This window comes from Thalassotalea sp. Y01 (assembly GCF_012932945.1).
GTDB lineage: Bacteria > Pseudomonadota > Gammaproteobacteria > Enterobacterales > Alteromonadaceae > Thalassotalea_A.
This window is the reverse complement of record NZ_JABBXG010000002.1, coordinates 453,400-467,425: the sequence shown is the minus strand read 5'-3', so window position 1 is coordinate 467,425 and position 14,026 is coordinate 453,400. Positions and strand designations below refer to the sequence as shown.

The window sequence follows — 14,026 nt, the reverse complement described above, 5'->3', positions numbered from 1 at the left end:
TAACGCCCGGCACAGCGGGAAAATTGAAACGAGGAACGAGCGGAAATTTTTTCCGCTTGCTGCCGCTTGTTATGAAAGCCCATAGACCAGCCCAACCAATATAAAAATACCGCTAACGATCCCGAGAGCTCGATGAACCTGCATGAGCTTTGGGCTGCGCTTTACAAGAAATGCCAAGTAAGAGCCCAGCCAAGCAATAAGTCCAAATATGCCCAGGTTCACTAAAATTGCAGCAAGCCCATCAACCTCATATGCATTACCAAACTTGTCTCCATACACAGCCCTACTAGAGAGCAGGTTATCGAACGTAAGGAATATCAGAAGGCCCACCACGAAGAGAACAGGGATCATTCCGGCCATATATATGAAGTTGGGTCGTTTACTCATATTCATAACAGTATATTATGTAGCCAGCTCAGTAATGTCCGCTACATTTTATTTAAATTTATGCCATTAATATCACATAAATTCATAGGCTTAGGAAGAGGTCTAAGGCTAATTTTTTTGTGCTATAGAGAATTACTATGCCGGCTCAGTAAATTCCTTTAGCACATTTTTGTTAAATCTTTTAACTATCAGTTGGTTATTGTTTGTTTTTTGGTTTTTAGGGGATTTACTGAGCCGGCTCAGTAAATTCTGCTTTTGATTATTTTTTAATTTGTTTATTCATTAGAGCATTAACCATTTTCGATAGCCCCATTAGATGACCAGTACCGAGAAAATAATGAGCGAATAGGGTTAAAAAAAGGGGCCTGTGCTAGCACAGACCCCTTTTTTGAAAGATTACGCGTTTACTTGTTGATGATAAAATCGCTTGCTTCGCTGATTTTAAGCATTGATTTTTCACCACTGATACGGCTCTTGTATTCGACTTCTTCGGCATCTAGGTTGCGCTCGCCAATGATGATGCTGTGTGGAATACCTATCAGCTCCATGTCTTTAAACATAACACCTGGACGTTCTTTACGGTCATCAAACAAAACCTCAACACCTGCTTCGGTAAGTTCAGCATAAAGCTTTTCTGCTGTTTGTTGTACGCGTGCCGACTTGTGCATGTTCATTGGAATAATCGCGACTTTGTAAGGCGCAATCGCGTCAGGCCAAATGATACCGTTTTCATCGTGGTTTTGCTCAATGGCAGCTGCCACGATACGAGACACACCAACACCGTAACAACCCATGGTCATGGTTTGGTTTTTGCCTGATTCGTTCAGTACGGCGGCGTTCATTGCTTTGGCGTATTTATCACCAAGTTGGAAGATGTGACCAACTTCGATACCGCGTTTAATTTCTAATGTACCTTGACCACATGGACTCGCGTCACCGGCTACAACATTGCGAATGTCAGCAACTTGGTAGTCGGTAATGTCACGATCAAAGTTTGCACCGGTATAGTGGAATCCGGTTTCGTTAGCACCACAAACAAAGTCAGCTAAGTGCGCGGCACTGCGATCGACGATTATTTGACATGTTAAGCCAACCGGGCCAATAGAGCCTGCATCACAACCAGCGGCTGCGTTGATTTGTTGATCGTTAGCAAAGGTTAATGGGCTGGCAACACCGGCAATTTTTTCGGCTTTGATTTCATTAAGTTCATGATCGCCACGTAACACTAACGCAATAACGGGCGCTTGTTCACCGTCTTCCGCTTCACCAAGCACCAATAAGGTTTTAGCAACTTTATCGGCCGTGGTGTTAAAGAAGCTCGTGACATCGTCAATTGAGTGCACGTTTGCTGTGGCAGCTTTCTCTAATGATTGAGTCGCAGCAAGGCGTTCGCCTTGTGGCGCTAGAGCCTCGGCTTTTTCAATGTTCGCGGCATAGTCACTTGCGGTGCTAAAGGCGATGTCATCTTCACCAGAGTCTGCCAATACATGAAATTCATGAGATGCGTCACCACCAATAGAACCTGTATCGGCAATTACTGGGCGATAATCTAAACCAAGTCGATCGAAGATACGACAGTAGGCTGCGTGCATCGCATCATAGGTATTTTGTAAACACTCTTGCGATAAGTGAAATGAGTACGCATCTTTCATCAAAAACTCACGGCCACGCATGATCCCAAAACGTGGGCGAACTTCGTCACGGAATTTGTGTTGAATTTGATATAAGTTAATCGGTAGTTGTTTATATGAGCTCATTTCATTAGCAATCAACTTAGTGATCACTTCTTCATGGGTTGGTCCCAACACAAAGTCACGATTGTGTCGGTCTTTAAGGCGTAAAAGCTCTGGACCATAATCATCCCAACGACCAGATTCTTGCCATAAATCGGCTGGCAAAACCATCGGCATTAAGGTTTCAATCGCACCGGCACGATTCATTTCTTCACGTACGATATTTTCTACTTTCTTCAACACCTTCAGGCCGGTGGGTAACCAAGTATACATGCCAGAGGCGACAGGTCGGATCAAACCTGCTCGCAACATATATTGGTGACTGATAACCTCAGCACTGGCTGGGGTTTCTTTAAGTGTTGAAAGTAAATATTGGCTAGTACGCATTGAGATGCAATTCCGTATGTTTAGAGTTACTTGGAAAATTAGGGGTATTCTAACAGCACCCGATAATTAGGCAAATGCTTAAACGTCTACAATTGTTAAAAAATAGCGGATAAATCGGTGTTGAACGCATTTAACGGCGTCGACGTTGAATGCTGCGTTTTATTTGGACGTGCTTGTGGCGGCGGCGATTATGAAACCACCATCGATCACTTGGTGTTGACGCTGTTGGGCATGGAACGTCACCGTAGGGGAAATACAGATGGTCGCGACCGACATCCAATTCTATTTTATGAGAATTGTTGTCCGACTCTTTGTCTGAACTGTCATCAGCCATCTTGATGCCTCGATATGCTTTAGTGACAAACTTGTGATAAAAACTTAATAACAAGCATTAATTGCGCAGATATAACGTTGATATCGTGTTAACTGCATTAATGCTTGCTGGTTAAAATTTGCACTATCATACAGCGAAATAGCCGTTATTTCAAATTTTCGGCGCTTAGACAAGATGCAAGAGATGTCTCGCAAACGCCCGCGTGGCAATGCCTTAAGCAAAAAAACGCTTTTTAGAGACTAAAAAGCGTTTTGATATTAATGGGTAACGTGATTAACCGACGTTAAACGGTGACAACATTATTTTTGCTTATTTTTAAGCTGTTCTAATTGTTGCTTTTTTTGTTGGCGACGTTGCTCTATTTGTTGCTGCATTGCACCGCCTATGTGTTGTTCACCACGTTCACTGGCAAGTGCCATTTGTCGTTGACGTTCGGCATAACGCGCACGTTGCTGTTCACTGGTTTTATCGAAACAATGGTGACAGCTTACGCCTTTAACGTATTCTTCGCGCTGCATGTCTTGTTCGGTGATAGGCAAACGGCATGCATGACATTGATCATAGGCGCTGCGCTCTAAATCATGATTTACCGCAACGCGATCATCAAAAACAAAGCAATCGCCTTGCCACATAGTCTCTTCTTTATCTACGTCTTCAAGGTACTGCAAAATACCACCTTCTAGGTGATACACCTCATCGAAGCCTTGCTCTTTAAGGTACGCGGTAGATTTTTCGCAGCGGATACCGCCGGTACAATACATGGCAACTTTCTTGTGTTTTTGTGGGTCAAGATTGTCTTCAACGTATTGTGGGAATTCACGGAACGAATCGGTATTTGGGTTGATTGCACCTTTAAAGGTACCGATCTCAATTTCATAATCGTTACGGGTATCAATAAGCAACACTTCAGGGTCACTGATTAGCTCATTCCATTGATCAGGTTTTACATAGGTGCCAACAACTTGTTTTGGGTCGATACCTTGTACGCCCATGGTAACGATTTCTTTTTTAAGCTTTACCTTAGTGCGTTTGAATGGCGCTTTATCGGTGAAGGATTCTTTGAAAGAAATTGGCTCAAGGCCTAACTCGTTATTTAGAAAAGAAAGTAGGGCATCGATACCAGCTCTTGAACCAGCGACAGTGCCATTGATACCTTCTTGCGCTAATAACAAAGTACCAACGACTTGGTTATCTAGCATGGCTTGTAAAAGCTGTGGTTTGATTTCCTGGTAGTTTTCCAGGGTGACGAATTTGTACAAAGCACAAACAACGTACTTGCTCATAATATTTCCTCGCGAGTCGGAACGTAAATCCGAAGCAATTATTGTTGACATCAATTTGCGGGTTTCCCCTGCAACGTAACATCAACACTGTAAGATTATAGTGTATTAACATGCTGCAGAGCGATGTACAACATAGCACCCAGTCTGACAGCGGCGCCATTATACGGAGCCAACAGTGAAAATTCATCCACAATATTAATGGGGTTATTATGGGCGTGTATAAAGGCCAATGGTAAGACCATAGCCGAAGTTATTGGCTAATGCTTAATACCATGCAGTCATTACCTTGAATTTGCCAGCGGATATTTAAATCGTACAGGCTCATTCCATACTCTTGCGTATCATTACTTTTCTTACGATACGCAGGGCGTGGATCTTGGCTTAATACTTGTTCTATAAAGGTTTGTAATTGCGGGTATTGTGTCGTCAATGGCGCGAGTTGTTGCAATGCGCTGTCACTAAAGTTAATGGTTAATGATGACGATTGTGCATCGGGCGCCATCTGAGAGCTGGCGTCAACTACGACATCACTGTAAGGAATGTAGGGTTTTATATCGATGATAGGTGTACCGTCGAGCAAATCCAAACCACTGATATCAATGGCTAGGTTGTCATTGATACGGCTGATGCCTTCGAGCTTGACCACCGACATGCCAATTGGATTGGGTCTGTGAGTCGAGCGTGTCGCGAACACACCGGTTTTCTTGTTACCGCCAAGGCGAGGGGCTTTAACCAATGGCTTCCAGCCACGTTCGATGGTGCCGTGAAATACAAACAACAACCATAGATGGCTGTGTTGCTCTAAATCGCGAATAAGCTCGCTTTGGTTACAGTCGAGTAATAGTTCAATTTTACCATGGGCGGCGCTAACTAAATTGGGCTGGCGTGGAATGGCAAACTTTTCTTTGTAAGGCGAGTGAATAACGGCAACTGGCGCCATATTAAAACTGTCTTGCATGGTTATTTTAACTCGTACGCTTTGCCATAGCAGACTTTCATTTCGATACATTGTGGGTCTTCAACATAAACGCAAGAGGTGAACACAACCGCTTGTGCGCCAATGTGTGCCGCTTGCTCTCTCGCCAAAGTGCGTGCGTCAATGTCATTGGCTGGCTTATCGTTTGCTTTGGCTTTGCAACTGTTGCCTTCGACCAAACCTAAGTAATTTGCTGTGTCAGGTAATGTCTCTTCAGTAAACATTTGCACATTGGTCGCGGCAAAATATTCGTCAAAGTTTTCTTTATCTATGTTGGTTTGTACATGCGGTCCAAAACTACAACCTGCAATCATCAGGCTGAATATACTGGTTAGACTAAGGGAAATTATTGTTTTCATTATTGTCGTTATCTTTAATTGGTCATAAATCGTACATGAAAGTGTCATATAAGTGTCATATATGTGTCACATAAGAGGCGTATCTTGGGTGATGTTAACTTTAATTGATGTTCACTCGCTGGTTTCTGTTAACTTCAACTTCATACCCCCTTACAAAGCCAGTATGCCAGTAATTTCGGCTACTGGCATTTTTATTTGTGAATATGCTTATGCAGTATTTTTTCCATATCCGCCAACATAAATGGTTTTGAAACAAAGTCATTCATGCCCGATAAGGTACATTGCTCGATGTGTTCTTTTTGTGCGTCGGCGGTAAGGGCGATGATTGGCAAATCATCAAACTGTGTATTTTCTCTAATGGTTTGCGTTGCTTGGTGGCCATCCATTTTCGGCATATGCACATCCATGAGAACCAAATGATAATGGTTGGCGTTGATAGCTGATACCGCTTGCTCACCATCTTCGACCACATCTACGGTAACACCGAGTTTTTCTAATAACCCCTTGGCGACAATTTGATTAAGCGGAAAGTCTTCGGCGAGCAACACTTTGATACCACTAAACAAGCCAAGTTTATGGTTGTCGGTGCTCTCATCGCCGGAGTTAGCCATGGCGTCTAAGACCCCTTGAAAGGTCATCGGCCAATGCACATGGTGACGGTTATCACAAAATGCAAAACGATTACGTTGTTCGGTTTGACCAAGACGAGAGATGATGATCATCTTAAACGTATGTTGCTGATACAGGCTTTGCACCTGGTGCTCCAAGGCGGCAATTTTATCGTCTTGGAGATAGCATATATCAATCAATAAACAGGTTTTGTTGTCGCTGATTAAATCGGCCGTTAAGTCTGTGCCTGTGACAGTGTTTGTGTTTGTGTCCGTCTTTGTATTAGGGGCCGCACTTAGCTTAGCATTGGCACTCAAGTCGTTAATAAAGGTAAGTGTTATTTTATGGTGCGCACAATGTTGTGTTAGTAGTTCAATATGGTGGCTGTCTTCGGTGAACGCCATCAAAAGGTTTTGCTGCAATTGTTGCGTTTTTTGTTCAACCTCACGTTTCATTGGCACGGTGAGTGTAAAACAACTGCCGTGTCCATAGTCTGATTCAACGTCTATGGTGCCGCGCATCAAACTGGCTAACTTTTGGCATATCGTTAATCCTAAGCCGGTACCACCAAACTTTCGGGTTATCGAGTTGTCAGCTTGTGAGAACGGTTTAAAAATGCGTTCTTTATGCTCAGGTGTTAAACCGATGCCTGTATCTTTGACCTTAAAATACAGGTTGTCATTGTCTTGCTCTAAACACACCATGACCTTACCCTCACTGGTGAATTTGATGGCGTTTGAGGTCAGGTTCATTAAGATTTGCCCGATTCTTACCGGGTCGCCGTAAAAACTGCGTGCGACATTGGGCGCTATGTCAAAACGCAGTTCGAGATTTTTATCCTCAGCGCTAATCGCCAACACGTTGGCAAGGCGATCAAACAGGCTGTTTAATTCAAACTCGACCTTGTCTATGGTCATACGATCGCTGTCTATTTTAGAGAAATCGAGAATGTCGTTAAGAATATCTAGCAGTTGTTTCGCCGAGATCAATATTTTATCAACATAGGCCTTGTCTTCGTTTGCCAGTTTTTGGCTTTGCAGCAGTTGAGATAAGCCGATAATGCCATTCATTGGCGTGCGGATCTCATGACTCATATTGGCCAAAAACTCACCACGGGTGCGATTTGCTGCTTCAGCTTGCTGCTTGGCCTTGTCGGCAATCAACGCTTGTTGTTCGTACTTAACCAAGGTTTGTTTAATTTCATCTTGCATTTGATTCATCGCTTTTAGCAACATATGAATGTCGGCGGCTTTACCTGAATGCTTAGGGCGATGGCTAAAATTACCTATGCCGATGTTGCGAGCGAGATCGGTAATGGTGCCTAATGGACCCGAGATATGCTTAATGATGTAGTAGCGAATCCACAGCAAACTGACAATGAACAACGCTTGCAGGGAAAGTTTAACCAAGCGACCGTTCTTTATTTGTTGTTCAAGACTTGACGTGATTTGGTAATGCCATCGGTCGTATTCTTGTTGAAAACTGTCGATTTGTGCCATGAATTCACTTTTCTTTTTTAGATAGTCTTCGCCATATAAAAGCTGCATGGCTATGTCTTTGTTTTTAACATTATCTTGGTGGTATAGATTTACGGCTGCTTGCTCTACATCGGCTAACTCATCGCCCATTTTTACCGCATCACGCAGCAAAACTAATTGTTCTTCTGGCGCCAATAATTTCTCTATTATTCCGGCAAGAGGTTCGGTACGTTTTATGTTTTCTTCGCGTTCGGTGTGATGTTTATCCCAATAGATACTGAAATAGTGAGCAGGGCGCATGCGGTCACCGCGTCGCATTTCGATGATTTCTAAGAAGTACTGATGGTAGTTTTCATCACCGGTCACCACGTAGGTGCGTGACGTACGAGTTTGCTTATTCGATGAGTCACGAACAATGGCGGCCAGTTCCATAATGGCAACACGATCGTTTTCTAAGGCGTTGAGTTGATTTGCGGTTGACTGATAATAATAAAAAACAGCGATGTTGGCGGTGATCAGAACCAACAGGACAAGGAAGAATCGAGTAAAGTAGCTATTGATGGTCACAGCTGTCTCATAAAGGGGATTACGACTTATTTGATTGTAACACTGACACTTTAATTTGGCGAAAAAATGACAAAAAATATCGTTAATTTATATGCTTAGCGAATTTGAAGTAAAAATTATGTAAAAAAAGACCCGGTATCATAACCGGGTCTTTTATGTTTATCTCAAAGCAGCGTGATTAGGCGCCTTTTTTCTCTTTGATGTAGTTTTCCATCATGGTGTTCATGATATCCAATGGTAATGGACCGTTTTTAAGGTAAACGTCGTGGAATTCACGGATGTCAAACTTGTCACCTAATTCAGTCTTCGCCATATCACGCATACGTAAGATTTCAAGCATACCGACTTTGTAGGCTGTTGCTTGTGAAGGCATTACCGCATGGCGCTCTACCATTTTAACGGCGTCTGATTTGGCATTTGGCGTGTTATCAACGTAGTAAGCAAGACTTTGTTCACGGGTCCACTTCTTAGTGTGCATACCTGTATCAACAACCAAACGACATGCACGCCATAGTTCCATCGCCAAACGACCAAAGTCTGCGTATGGGTTTTCGTACAAGCCAATTTCTTTTGGTACTAGCTCAGAATATAGACCCCAACCTTCAGAGTAAGCTGTGTAGCTACCAAATTTACGGAAAGTAGGAATACCTTCAAGCTCTTGAGAGATCGCCAATTGCATGTGGTGACCTGGAATACCTTCATGATAGGCTAATGCTTCTAATTGATAGGTTGGCATTGCTTCCATATCGTACAAGTTCGCGTAATAAATACCTGGACGTGAACCGTCTGGCGCAGGGCGGTTGTAGAATGCTTTACCTGCTGATTGCTCACGGAACGCTTCAACACGTTTTACGATCAAATCCGCTTTTGGCTTAACAAGGAATAGCTCGTCTAAGCGGGCTTTCATGTCATCAATCCAGAAGGTTGCTTCGTCAAGGTAGCGTTGCTTACCTTCTTCAGTATTTGGGTAGTAGAACTGTTTGTCGGTACGCATAAACTGCATAAAGGCTTGTAAATCACCTTTAAAACCAACTTTGTCCTTAATCTCACGCATTTCGTTATGAATGCGAGCTACTTCACTTAAACCGATTTTGTGAATTTCATCTGCGGTTAAGTTGGTTGTCGTGGTTTTTTTCAACGCTTGGTTGTAATAGTCAGCACCTTCAGGGAATTTCCATGCACCAGCATCATGAGTTGATTTTGGCTCAAGCGCGATTAGGTAATCGATAAGGTGTTGATAACCTGGCTGAACGCTTTCAAGCAATGCTTTTTCGGCATTGGCGATTAGGTCTTTTTTACTTTCGTCAGAGATGTCTAATTTGTCGACTTTGCCTTTAAAGTCGGCTAATAAGGTTGAGTCATCACCTTCGGTAAATGGTGCGCCAGTGATCAGGTTTTGTGAGTCACGAATCACGTGAGGGAAAACGAAATCAGGGGCAATAATGCCTTTTTGCTCACGAATTTTAAGCTGTTCAACCAATTGCTCCATAACAGTTTGAACGCCGTTCAAACGAGCAACATAATCGGCTGCTTCTTTAGCGTTGCTAACTATGTGTTGATTGATCATGAATGACGGGATGTTTGAGTGAGTACCAAACATTTGATTCACAGGGTAGTTGTGATGACGCCATTTGAATCCAGCGATTTGTTGCTCTAGTGATTGCTTGAACAACTGGTAGCTGATTTTTGTTTGTGCATCGAGTTTGTCGTAATCAAACTGATCGAGTGCGGCCAAACTATCTTTGCTGAACTGTAAATCTTCTGCAGCACTTTCTTCGGTGAAGTCATCCCACTTATCGTAATCTTGGCGAATACCTAAATAGGTTTGCGTTTGTGGTGAACGCATAACGCCGTCCATAAATACTTTTTCGAAGAACGCATTAAGACGCTCAGATTCCGTTTGAGCCTTTTGCTCAGCTTCGACTACCGGCGCAGTTTCTACTTGTGATGTTTGTGGTGCTGTATTATTACAAGCCGTTAGTAGGGCGCTAGATAGGGCAAGAGCCAATAAAGATTTTGTTGTTCGCATAATTTGACCTTTTGCTTAGATTTGGTGCCAAAGGGTGCCTTAAAAAGTTATGATTTTCAACAAATCTGTAACTATTTGATCTTAAGACTCGACCAATTACCTGATTTATACGGTGAATTGAGGTTATTGCTGGTCATCGTTTGGCGAAATAAAGATGATCAAATAATAGGCTAAGCAGGTGTTTTAGCATCTTTTTTTATTTTTAAAAGACAAAAAAGCCCGACGATTGCCGAGCTTTAAATGAGGTGGGGTTGTTAAGGTTACTGCACCCTTTAAAAGAATGCACCTGCGGCGCCTGCGCTTTCTTTATTAATGCGTTTTGGCGTCACTTCACCTGTGAGTAATGGCATGCTGGCATTTGCTAAGGTGTTAATAATTAGCGTCATTTGCTCGATGTCTAATGTATCAACTTCATCTGTTACTTTGTGATAATCCAAGTCTTTATTGATTTGTGTGCTGGAAAAGCTGTGTGCAGGCACACCAGCTTTAGCCAAAGACGCATTGTCAGAACGATAAAACAGCTGATAAGCCGGGTACGGGTCAGCATAAATCGTTTGTTCACCGTTGGCTTTGTTTAATAACTCACCCAGATCAGAGCGATCAAAGCCGGTCATCCATACCTTACCTGAGCCAAATTCAGACGCTTTACCGATCATTTCGATATTGATCATGGCAACAATTTGGTCGGTGTTAACATCATTAACGAACGCTTTAGAGCCAAGCAGGCCAGATTCTTCGGCGGTAAAACTCACAAACATGATGTTGCGTTTTAGTTCAAGCTGACCTGACTTTTGCTGGGCTGCATAATAACGCGCAAGGTTAAGCACCGCGCTAACGCCGCTAGCGTCATCGTTTGCACCGTTATAAATAACGTCTTGAGCTTCATCTAAGGCTTGGGTTGTACCAACGTGATCGTGATGCGCAGAATAGATAACATACTCATCGCTGTCGTTATTGGCTTCAAGTACGCCAACCACATTGGCTAGTGCAACTTGGCTTTTTTCGACACTGCCTTTGGCAGCATAATTTTCTAGTGAATCGACATTGGCAATCACCATAACCAACGCTTGCTCAGCTTTCTCGGTTAATGATTTACTGCCACGCGTTAAGTATTGTTGGTATTGCACAAATTGCGTACGATGCGCTTCATCAATCACCACTAAGGTGTTGCCACCTTGTTGATTAACGCTCGCCATCGCTGCACGCAAATCATCAGCTGCAGCCACATGAACAACTTGGCTATTTTCTTTATTCAAGCTGAAATTATGGCCGGCGCTAAAAGCGATATCCGTGGCATCAATGGCATGACCATTGATGCTTAGCTCAACTTGCTGTGGTGTATACACATAAAGGTTAATGGCTTGTTTGTAGCCCTTTAATTGCGCCAGAGGTTTCAATCCAGCGTCTTTAAATTGATCGACGATATAATTTTCAACATCATTAATTTGCGCACTGCCAATGGCACGTCCTTGCATCTCATCGGATGCGAGAAAACGCAAATCTTTGTCAACTTGACTGGTGTTAATCGTTGCCGCGAAAAGCGGTGAACAAAAACTGAATAATGTTGCCGATAATACGGCGAATACTGTGCTGGTTTTTACCGAACTTGTGCTCTTCATGAGTCCTCTGATCGTTATTGCTTTAAAAACGTGGTGGTGACTTGCATGCTATTTTCTGCATTACTTAGCCAAATTTGACCAGTATCTATGGTGCATGTCAAATCCATAGAACGAGCGACGTAACTTGCCATTTGTTCGCATTGGTCAGGATCAAATGCGATCACTTGCAAATTGTCATAGCCATGCAATTTGTTTTCGATTTTTTGCCACCAGATATCGGTGCTTGAGCGGTAGGTATATATTTTTACCTGCTGGGCACTGCTGCAGGCTTTTTTGATGCGTTTTTCATCCACCTCACCAAGATCAATCCATAACAAGATTTGCTCGCTATAGTCTTTTTGCCAAATCTCGGGTTCTGAGTCTTCGCTTAAGCCTTTGGTAAAGGTTAAATCCTCATTGGCATTTAATACGTACGCGAGTAGGCGAACCATCATGCGCTTATCGGTTTCAGAAGGGTGCTGAGCGACCGTCATCGATAGAGTCTCGTAGTAATGACGATCCATGTCGCTAACTTGTATGTGCGCTTTGTTTACGGTTGCTTTTAATGCCATGATTAGCCTGATTATTCGCTGCTATAGGATAAAAAAGACCGGGCTTAGCCCGGTCTTATCTGATTGGACTGCTTGTCCTTAGTGTTCTTTTGCCTGAATTAACTCAATGGCATAACCATCTGGGTCTTTTACAAATGCGATTTCGGTGGTGCCGCCTTTTACCGGGCCAGGTTCACGAGAGATGATACCGCCTAACGATTTAATCTTATCACAAGCGGTATAAACGTCGTCTACTTCAATGGCGATATGACCAAACGCCTCACCCATATCGTAACTATCGACACCCCAGTTATACGTTAACTCCAACACCGTCGAGTGGGCGATATCATCGTAACCTAAAAAGGCCAAGGTATAACGATATTGCTCGTTCTCTGATTGGCGCAATAGACGCATGCCTAAAACATCTTGGTAGAAACTAATAGAACGGTCTAAATCACCGACTCTAAGCATTGTATGTAGAATACGCATAATAAATCCTAATCGCTGGTTTTTCTTTGAATTTGCATAAATCTTTTATGATGCAGGCGCCCGCATTTGAGGGCTTGCTACACAATTATAGCGCCCCTGCAATAAACGCCAGTAGTGTACATCAAGTTTAAAATCTTTGAATACTACTTTTAGCAGCTTTTGTTCGACGAGATCAACATATTTACGCATTCATAAACGGCATATAGATGACTTAAATTATACGAACAGTTTTATAGGGGCAGTTTTGTTTTATGAAATTTCACACCGTTGGCATAATTCGGCGGCTAACTGGGACTTCCATTGCATCGTGCAATTGCAAGAAGCCTGCGGCCGATGTTTTGGCTTGTTTTAAGCTTGTTGTCGTCAAATTTTGAATGAACTCAACATTCACTAAATAGGAACGATGAACCCGTAAAAACGTATTCGGAAGTGTCGACTCCAACTCTTTTAAACTACCCGTAAATAAACGTTGTTGATGGTTTTTAAGGGGCATTTCAACGTAATCGCCCGCCGCTTTGCAAAACACAATTTGATCGCTGGTGATGATTTCGATTTTCCCCGCGCTGTTAATTTTAATGCTACTTGGCTTTGTTTTTTGCTGGTTTTGTTCGAGTTTAAATTGCAGTTTTGCCACTAACGCTTGCTCTGCTTCTTTGTCTTTTTGTTCTTGGCTAAGCTTTCGCGCATGAAGAATAAATAGCATGTTCAGAAACGCATAATAAGTTTATAGAGTATTAATTATTTTACGCACAGAGTTTATCCTTCTTCCACTTTATTTATAACCTAAAACCACTTACAATAGCTGTGATTTTTATAAGAATTATATATGTTTAAACCATTTTCAAAATTGCTGTTCATGATAACGATTCTGGTTGCCTTTGTAGGGCAAACGATGGCTTATCATTTTATGTCGCCGTATGACGGCACCACAATACAGCAGCACACCTATGTTAGTGATAATGCCAATACTATAGTATCAGACAGCATCGATGAATGTTGTGACATTGAGTGTTGTGAAAGTGAATGCGTTTGCCCTTCAAATGCGTGCGTTTCTGTTGTTTTTTTAGGTAGTCATTTTATGATGTCTGCGTTATTGGTGATAAGTGAGTCTTTATTGCCAATTGATAGCAAAGCAACAAACTTTATCGCGAAAACCCTTTATCGGCCTCCCATTTTTACCTCCTAGATTACTTACACTCGTCCCCTAGAAACAACAACATTGCTTTATAAACTGTGAACATTGCAC

General features: G+C 42.5%; 13 protein-coding genes. 1 reads left to right on the top strand and 12 read right to left on the bottom strand.

Annotation, left to right across the window (positions count from 1 at the left end):
• Positions 1-69 precede the first annotated feature (69 nt).
• The 12 genes from HII16_RS16745 to HII16_RS04815 form a co-directional block, all read right to left on the bottom strand.
• Entirely contained in the window at positions 70-393 is a 324-nt protein-coding gene (locus HII16_RS16745) for a hypothetical protein (protein ID WP_211183395.1), read from the bottom strand.
• 398 nt (positions 394-791) lie between these two features.
• Entirely contained in the window at positions 792-2,507 is a 1,716-nt protein-coding gene (locus tag HII16_RS04865) for a proline--tRNA ligase (RefSeq protein ID WP_169127960.1), read from the bottom strand.
• A 130-nt stretch (positions 2,508-2,637) separates the two neighbouring features.
• On the bottom strand, positions 2,638-2,841 hold the full coding sequence (locus HII16_RS04860) for a hypothetical protein (protein ID WP_169127958.1): 204 nt from the start codon (positions 2,839-2,841) through the stop codon (positions 2,638-2,640).
• A gap of 299 nt (positions 2,842-3,140) precedes the next feature.
• A complete protein-coding gene (locus tag HII16_RS04855; RefSeq protein ID WP_211183394.1) occupies positions 3,141-4,124 on the bottom strand; it encodes a rhodanese-related sulfurtransferase in 984 nt (327 codons plus the stop codon).
• Positions 4,125-4,374: 250 nt separating this feature from the next.
• Complete coding sequence (gene tsaA, locus HII16_RS04850) at positions 4,375-5,133, bottom strand: tRNA (N6-threonylcarbamoyladenosine(37)-N6)-methyltransferase TrmO (protein WP_248289492.1); 759 nt, start codon at positions 5,131-5,133, stop codon at positions 4,375-4,377.
• Entirely contained in the window at positions 5,085-5,459 is a 375-nt protein-coding gene (gene rcsF, locus HII16_RS04845; RefSeq protein ID WP_169127954.1) for an Rcs stress response system protein RcsF, read from the bottom strand. Before rcsF ends, tsaA begins: the two co-directional genes overlap by 49 nt.
• A 191-nt stretch (positions 5,460-5,650) precedes the next feature.
• The gene (locus HII16_RS16865) at positions 5,651-8,113 is read right to left on the bottom strand and encodes an ATP-binding protein (protein ID WP_169127952.1); all 2,463 of its coding nucleotides are present in this window, start codon (positions 8,111-8,113) and stop codon (positions 5,651-5,653) included.
• 178 nt (positions 8,114-8,291) lie between these two features.
• Entirely contained in the window at positions 8,292-10,142 is a 1,851-nt protein-coding gene (locus HII16_RS04835) for a DUF885 domain-containing protein (RefSeq protein WP_169127950.1), read from the bottom strand.
• Positions 10,143-10,414: 272 nt separating this feature from the next.
• Positions 10,415-11,761 (bottom strand): M28 family peptidase, encoded by a 1,347-nt coding sequence (locus tag HII16_RS04830; RefSeq protein WP_169127948.1) that lies wholly within the window; start codon positions 11,759-11,761, stop codon positions 10,415-10,417.
• Between the two features lie 14 nt (positions 11,762-11,775).
• Positions 11,776-12,312, bottom strand: coding sequence for a YaeQ family protein (locus HII16_RS04825; RefSeq protein ID WP_169127946.1), 537 nt, complete (start codon positions 12,310-12,312; stop codon positions 11,776-11,778).
• A 78-nt stretch (positions 12,313-12,390) separates the two neighbouring features.
• Entirely contained in the window at positions 12,391-12,780 is a 390-nt protein-coding gene (gene gloA / locus HII16_RS04820; protein WP_135439982.1) for a lactoylglutathione lyase, read from the bottom strand.
• A 259-nt stretch (positions 12,781-13,039) separates the two neighbouring features.
• Positions 13,040-13,483, bottom strand: a complete 444-nt coding sequence (locus HII16_RS04815; RefSeq protein WP_169127944.1) for a LytTR family DNA-binding domain-containing protein — start codon at positions 13,481-13,483, stop codon at positions 13,040-13,042.
• Between the two features lie 123 nt (positions 13,484-13,606).
• On the opposite strand from HII16_RS04815, the gene HII16_RS04810 reads away from it, so the two are divergent.
• Positions 13,607-13,966: a hypothetical protein gene (locus HII16_RS04810; RefSeq protein ID WP_169127942.1), complete on the top strand. Its 360-nt coding sequence runs from the start codon at positions 13,607-13,609 to the stop codon at positions 13,964-13,966.
• Positions 13,967-14,026: the final 60 nt, after the last annotated feature.

Bases quoted from the DNA above. Each gene is read 5' to 3' on its own strand.
- HII16_RS16745 (WP_211183395.1), bottom strand. From the start codon at position 393: ATGAATATGAGTAAACGACCCAACTTCATATATATGGCCGGAATGATC.
- HII16_RS04865 (WP_169127960.1), bottom strand. From the start codon at position 2,507: ATGCGTACTAGCCAATATTTACTTTCAACACTTAAAGAAACCCCAGCC.
- HII16_RS04860 (WP_169127958.1), bottom strand. From the start codon at position 2,841: ATGGCTGATGACAGTTCAGACAAAGAGTCGGACAACAATTCTCATAAA.
- HII16_RS04855 (WP_211183394.1), bottom strand. From the start codon at position 4,124: ATGAGCAAGTACGTTGTTTGTGCTTTGTACAAATTCGTCACCCTGGAA.
- tsaA (WP_248289492.1), bottom strand. From the start codon at position 5,133: ATGTATCGAAATGAAAGTCTGCTATGGCAAAGCGTACGAGTTAAAATA.
- rcsF (WP_169127954.1), bottom strand. From the start codon at position 5,459: ATGAAAACAATAATTTCCCTTAGTCTAACCAGTATATTCAGCCTGATG.
- HII16_RS04835 (WP_169127950.1), bottom strand. From the start codon at position 10,142: ATGCGAACAACAAAATCTTTATTGGCTCTTGCCCTATCTAGCGCCCTA.
- HII16_RS04830 (WP_169127948.1), bottom strand. From the start codon at position 11,761: ATGAAGAGCACAAGTTCGGTAAAAACCAGCACAGTATTCGCCGTATTA.
- HII16_RS04825 (WP_169127946.1), bottom strand. From the start codon at position 12,312: ATGGCATTAAAAGCAACCGTAAACAAAGCGCACATACAAGTTAGCGAC.
- gloA (WP_135439982.1), bottom strand. From the start codon at position 12,780: ATGCGTATTCTACATACAATGCTTAGAGTCGGTGATTTAGACCGTTCT.
- HII16_RS04815 (WP_169127944.1), bottom strand. From the start codon at position 13,483: ATGCTATTTATTCTTCATGCGCGAAAGCTTAGCCAAGAACAAAAAGAC.
- HII16_RS04810 (WP_169127942.1), top strand. From the start codon at position 13,607: ATGTTTAAACCATTTTCAAAATTGCTGTTCATGATAACGATTCTGGTT.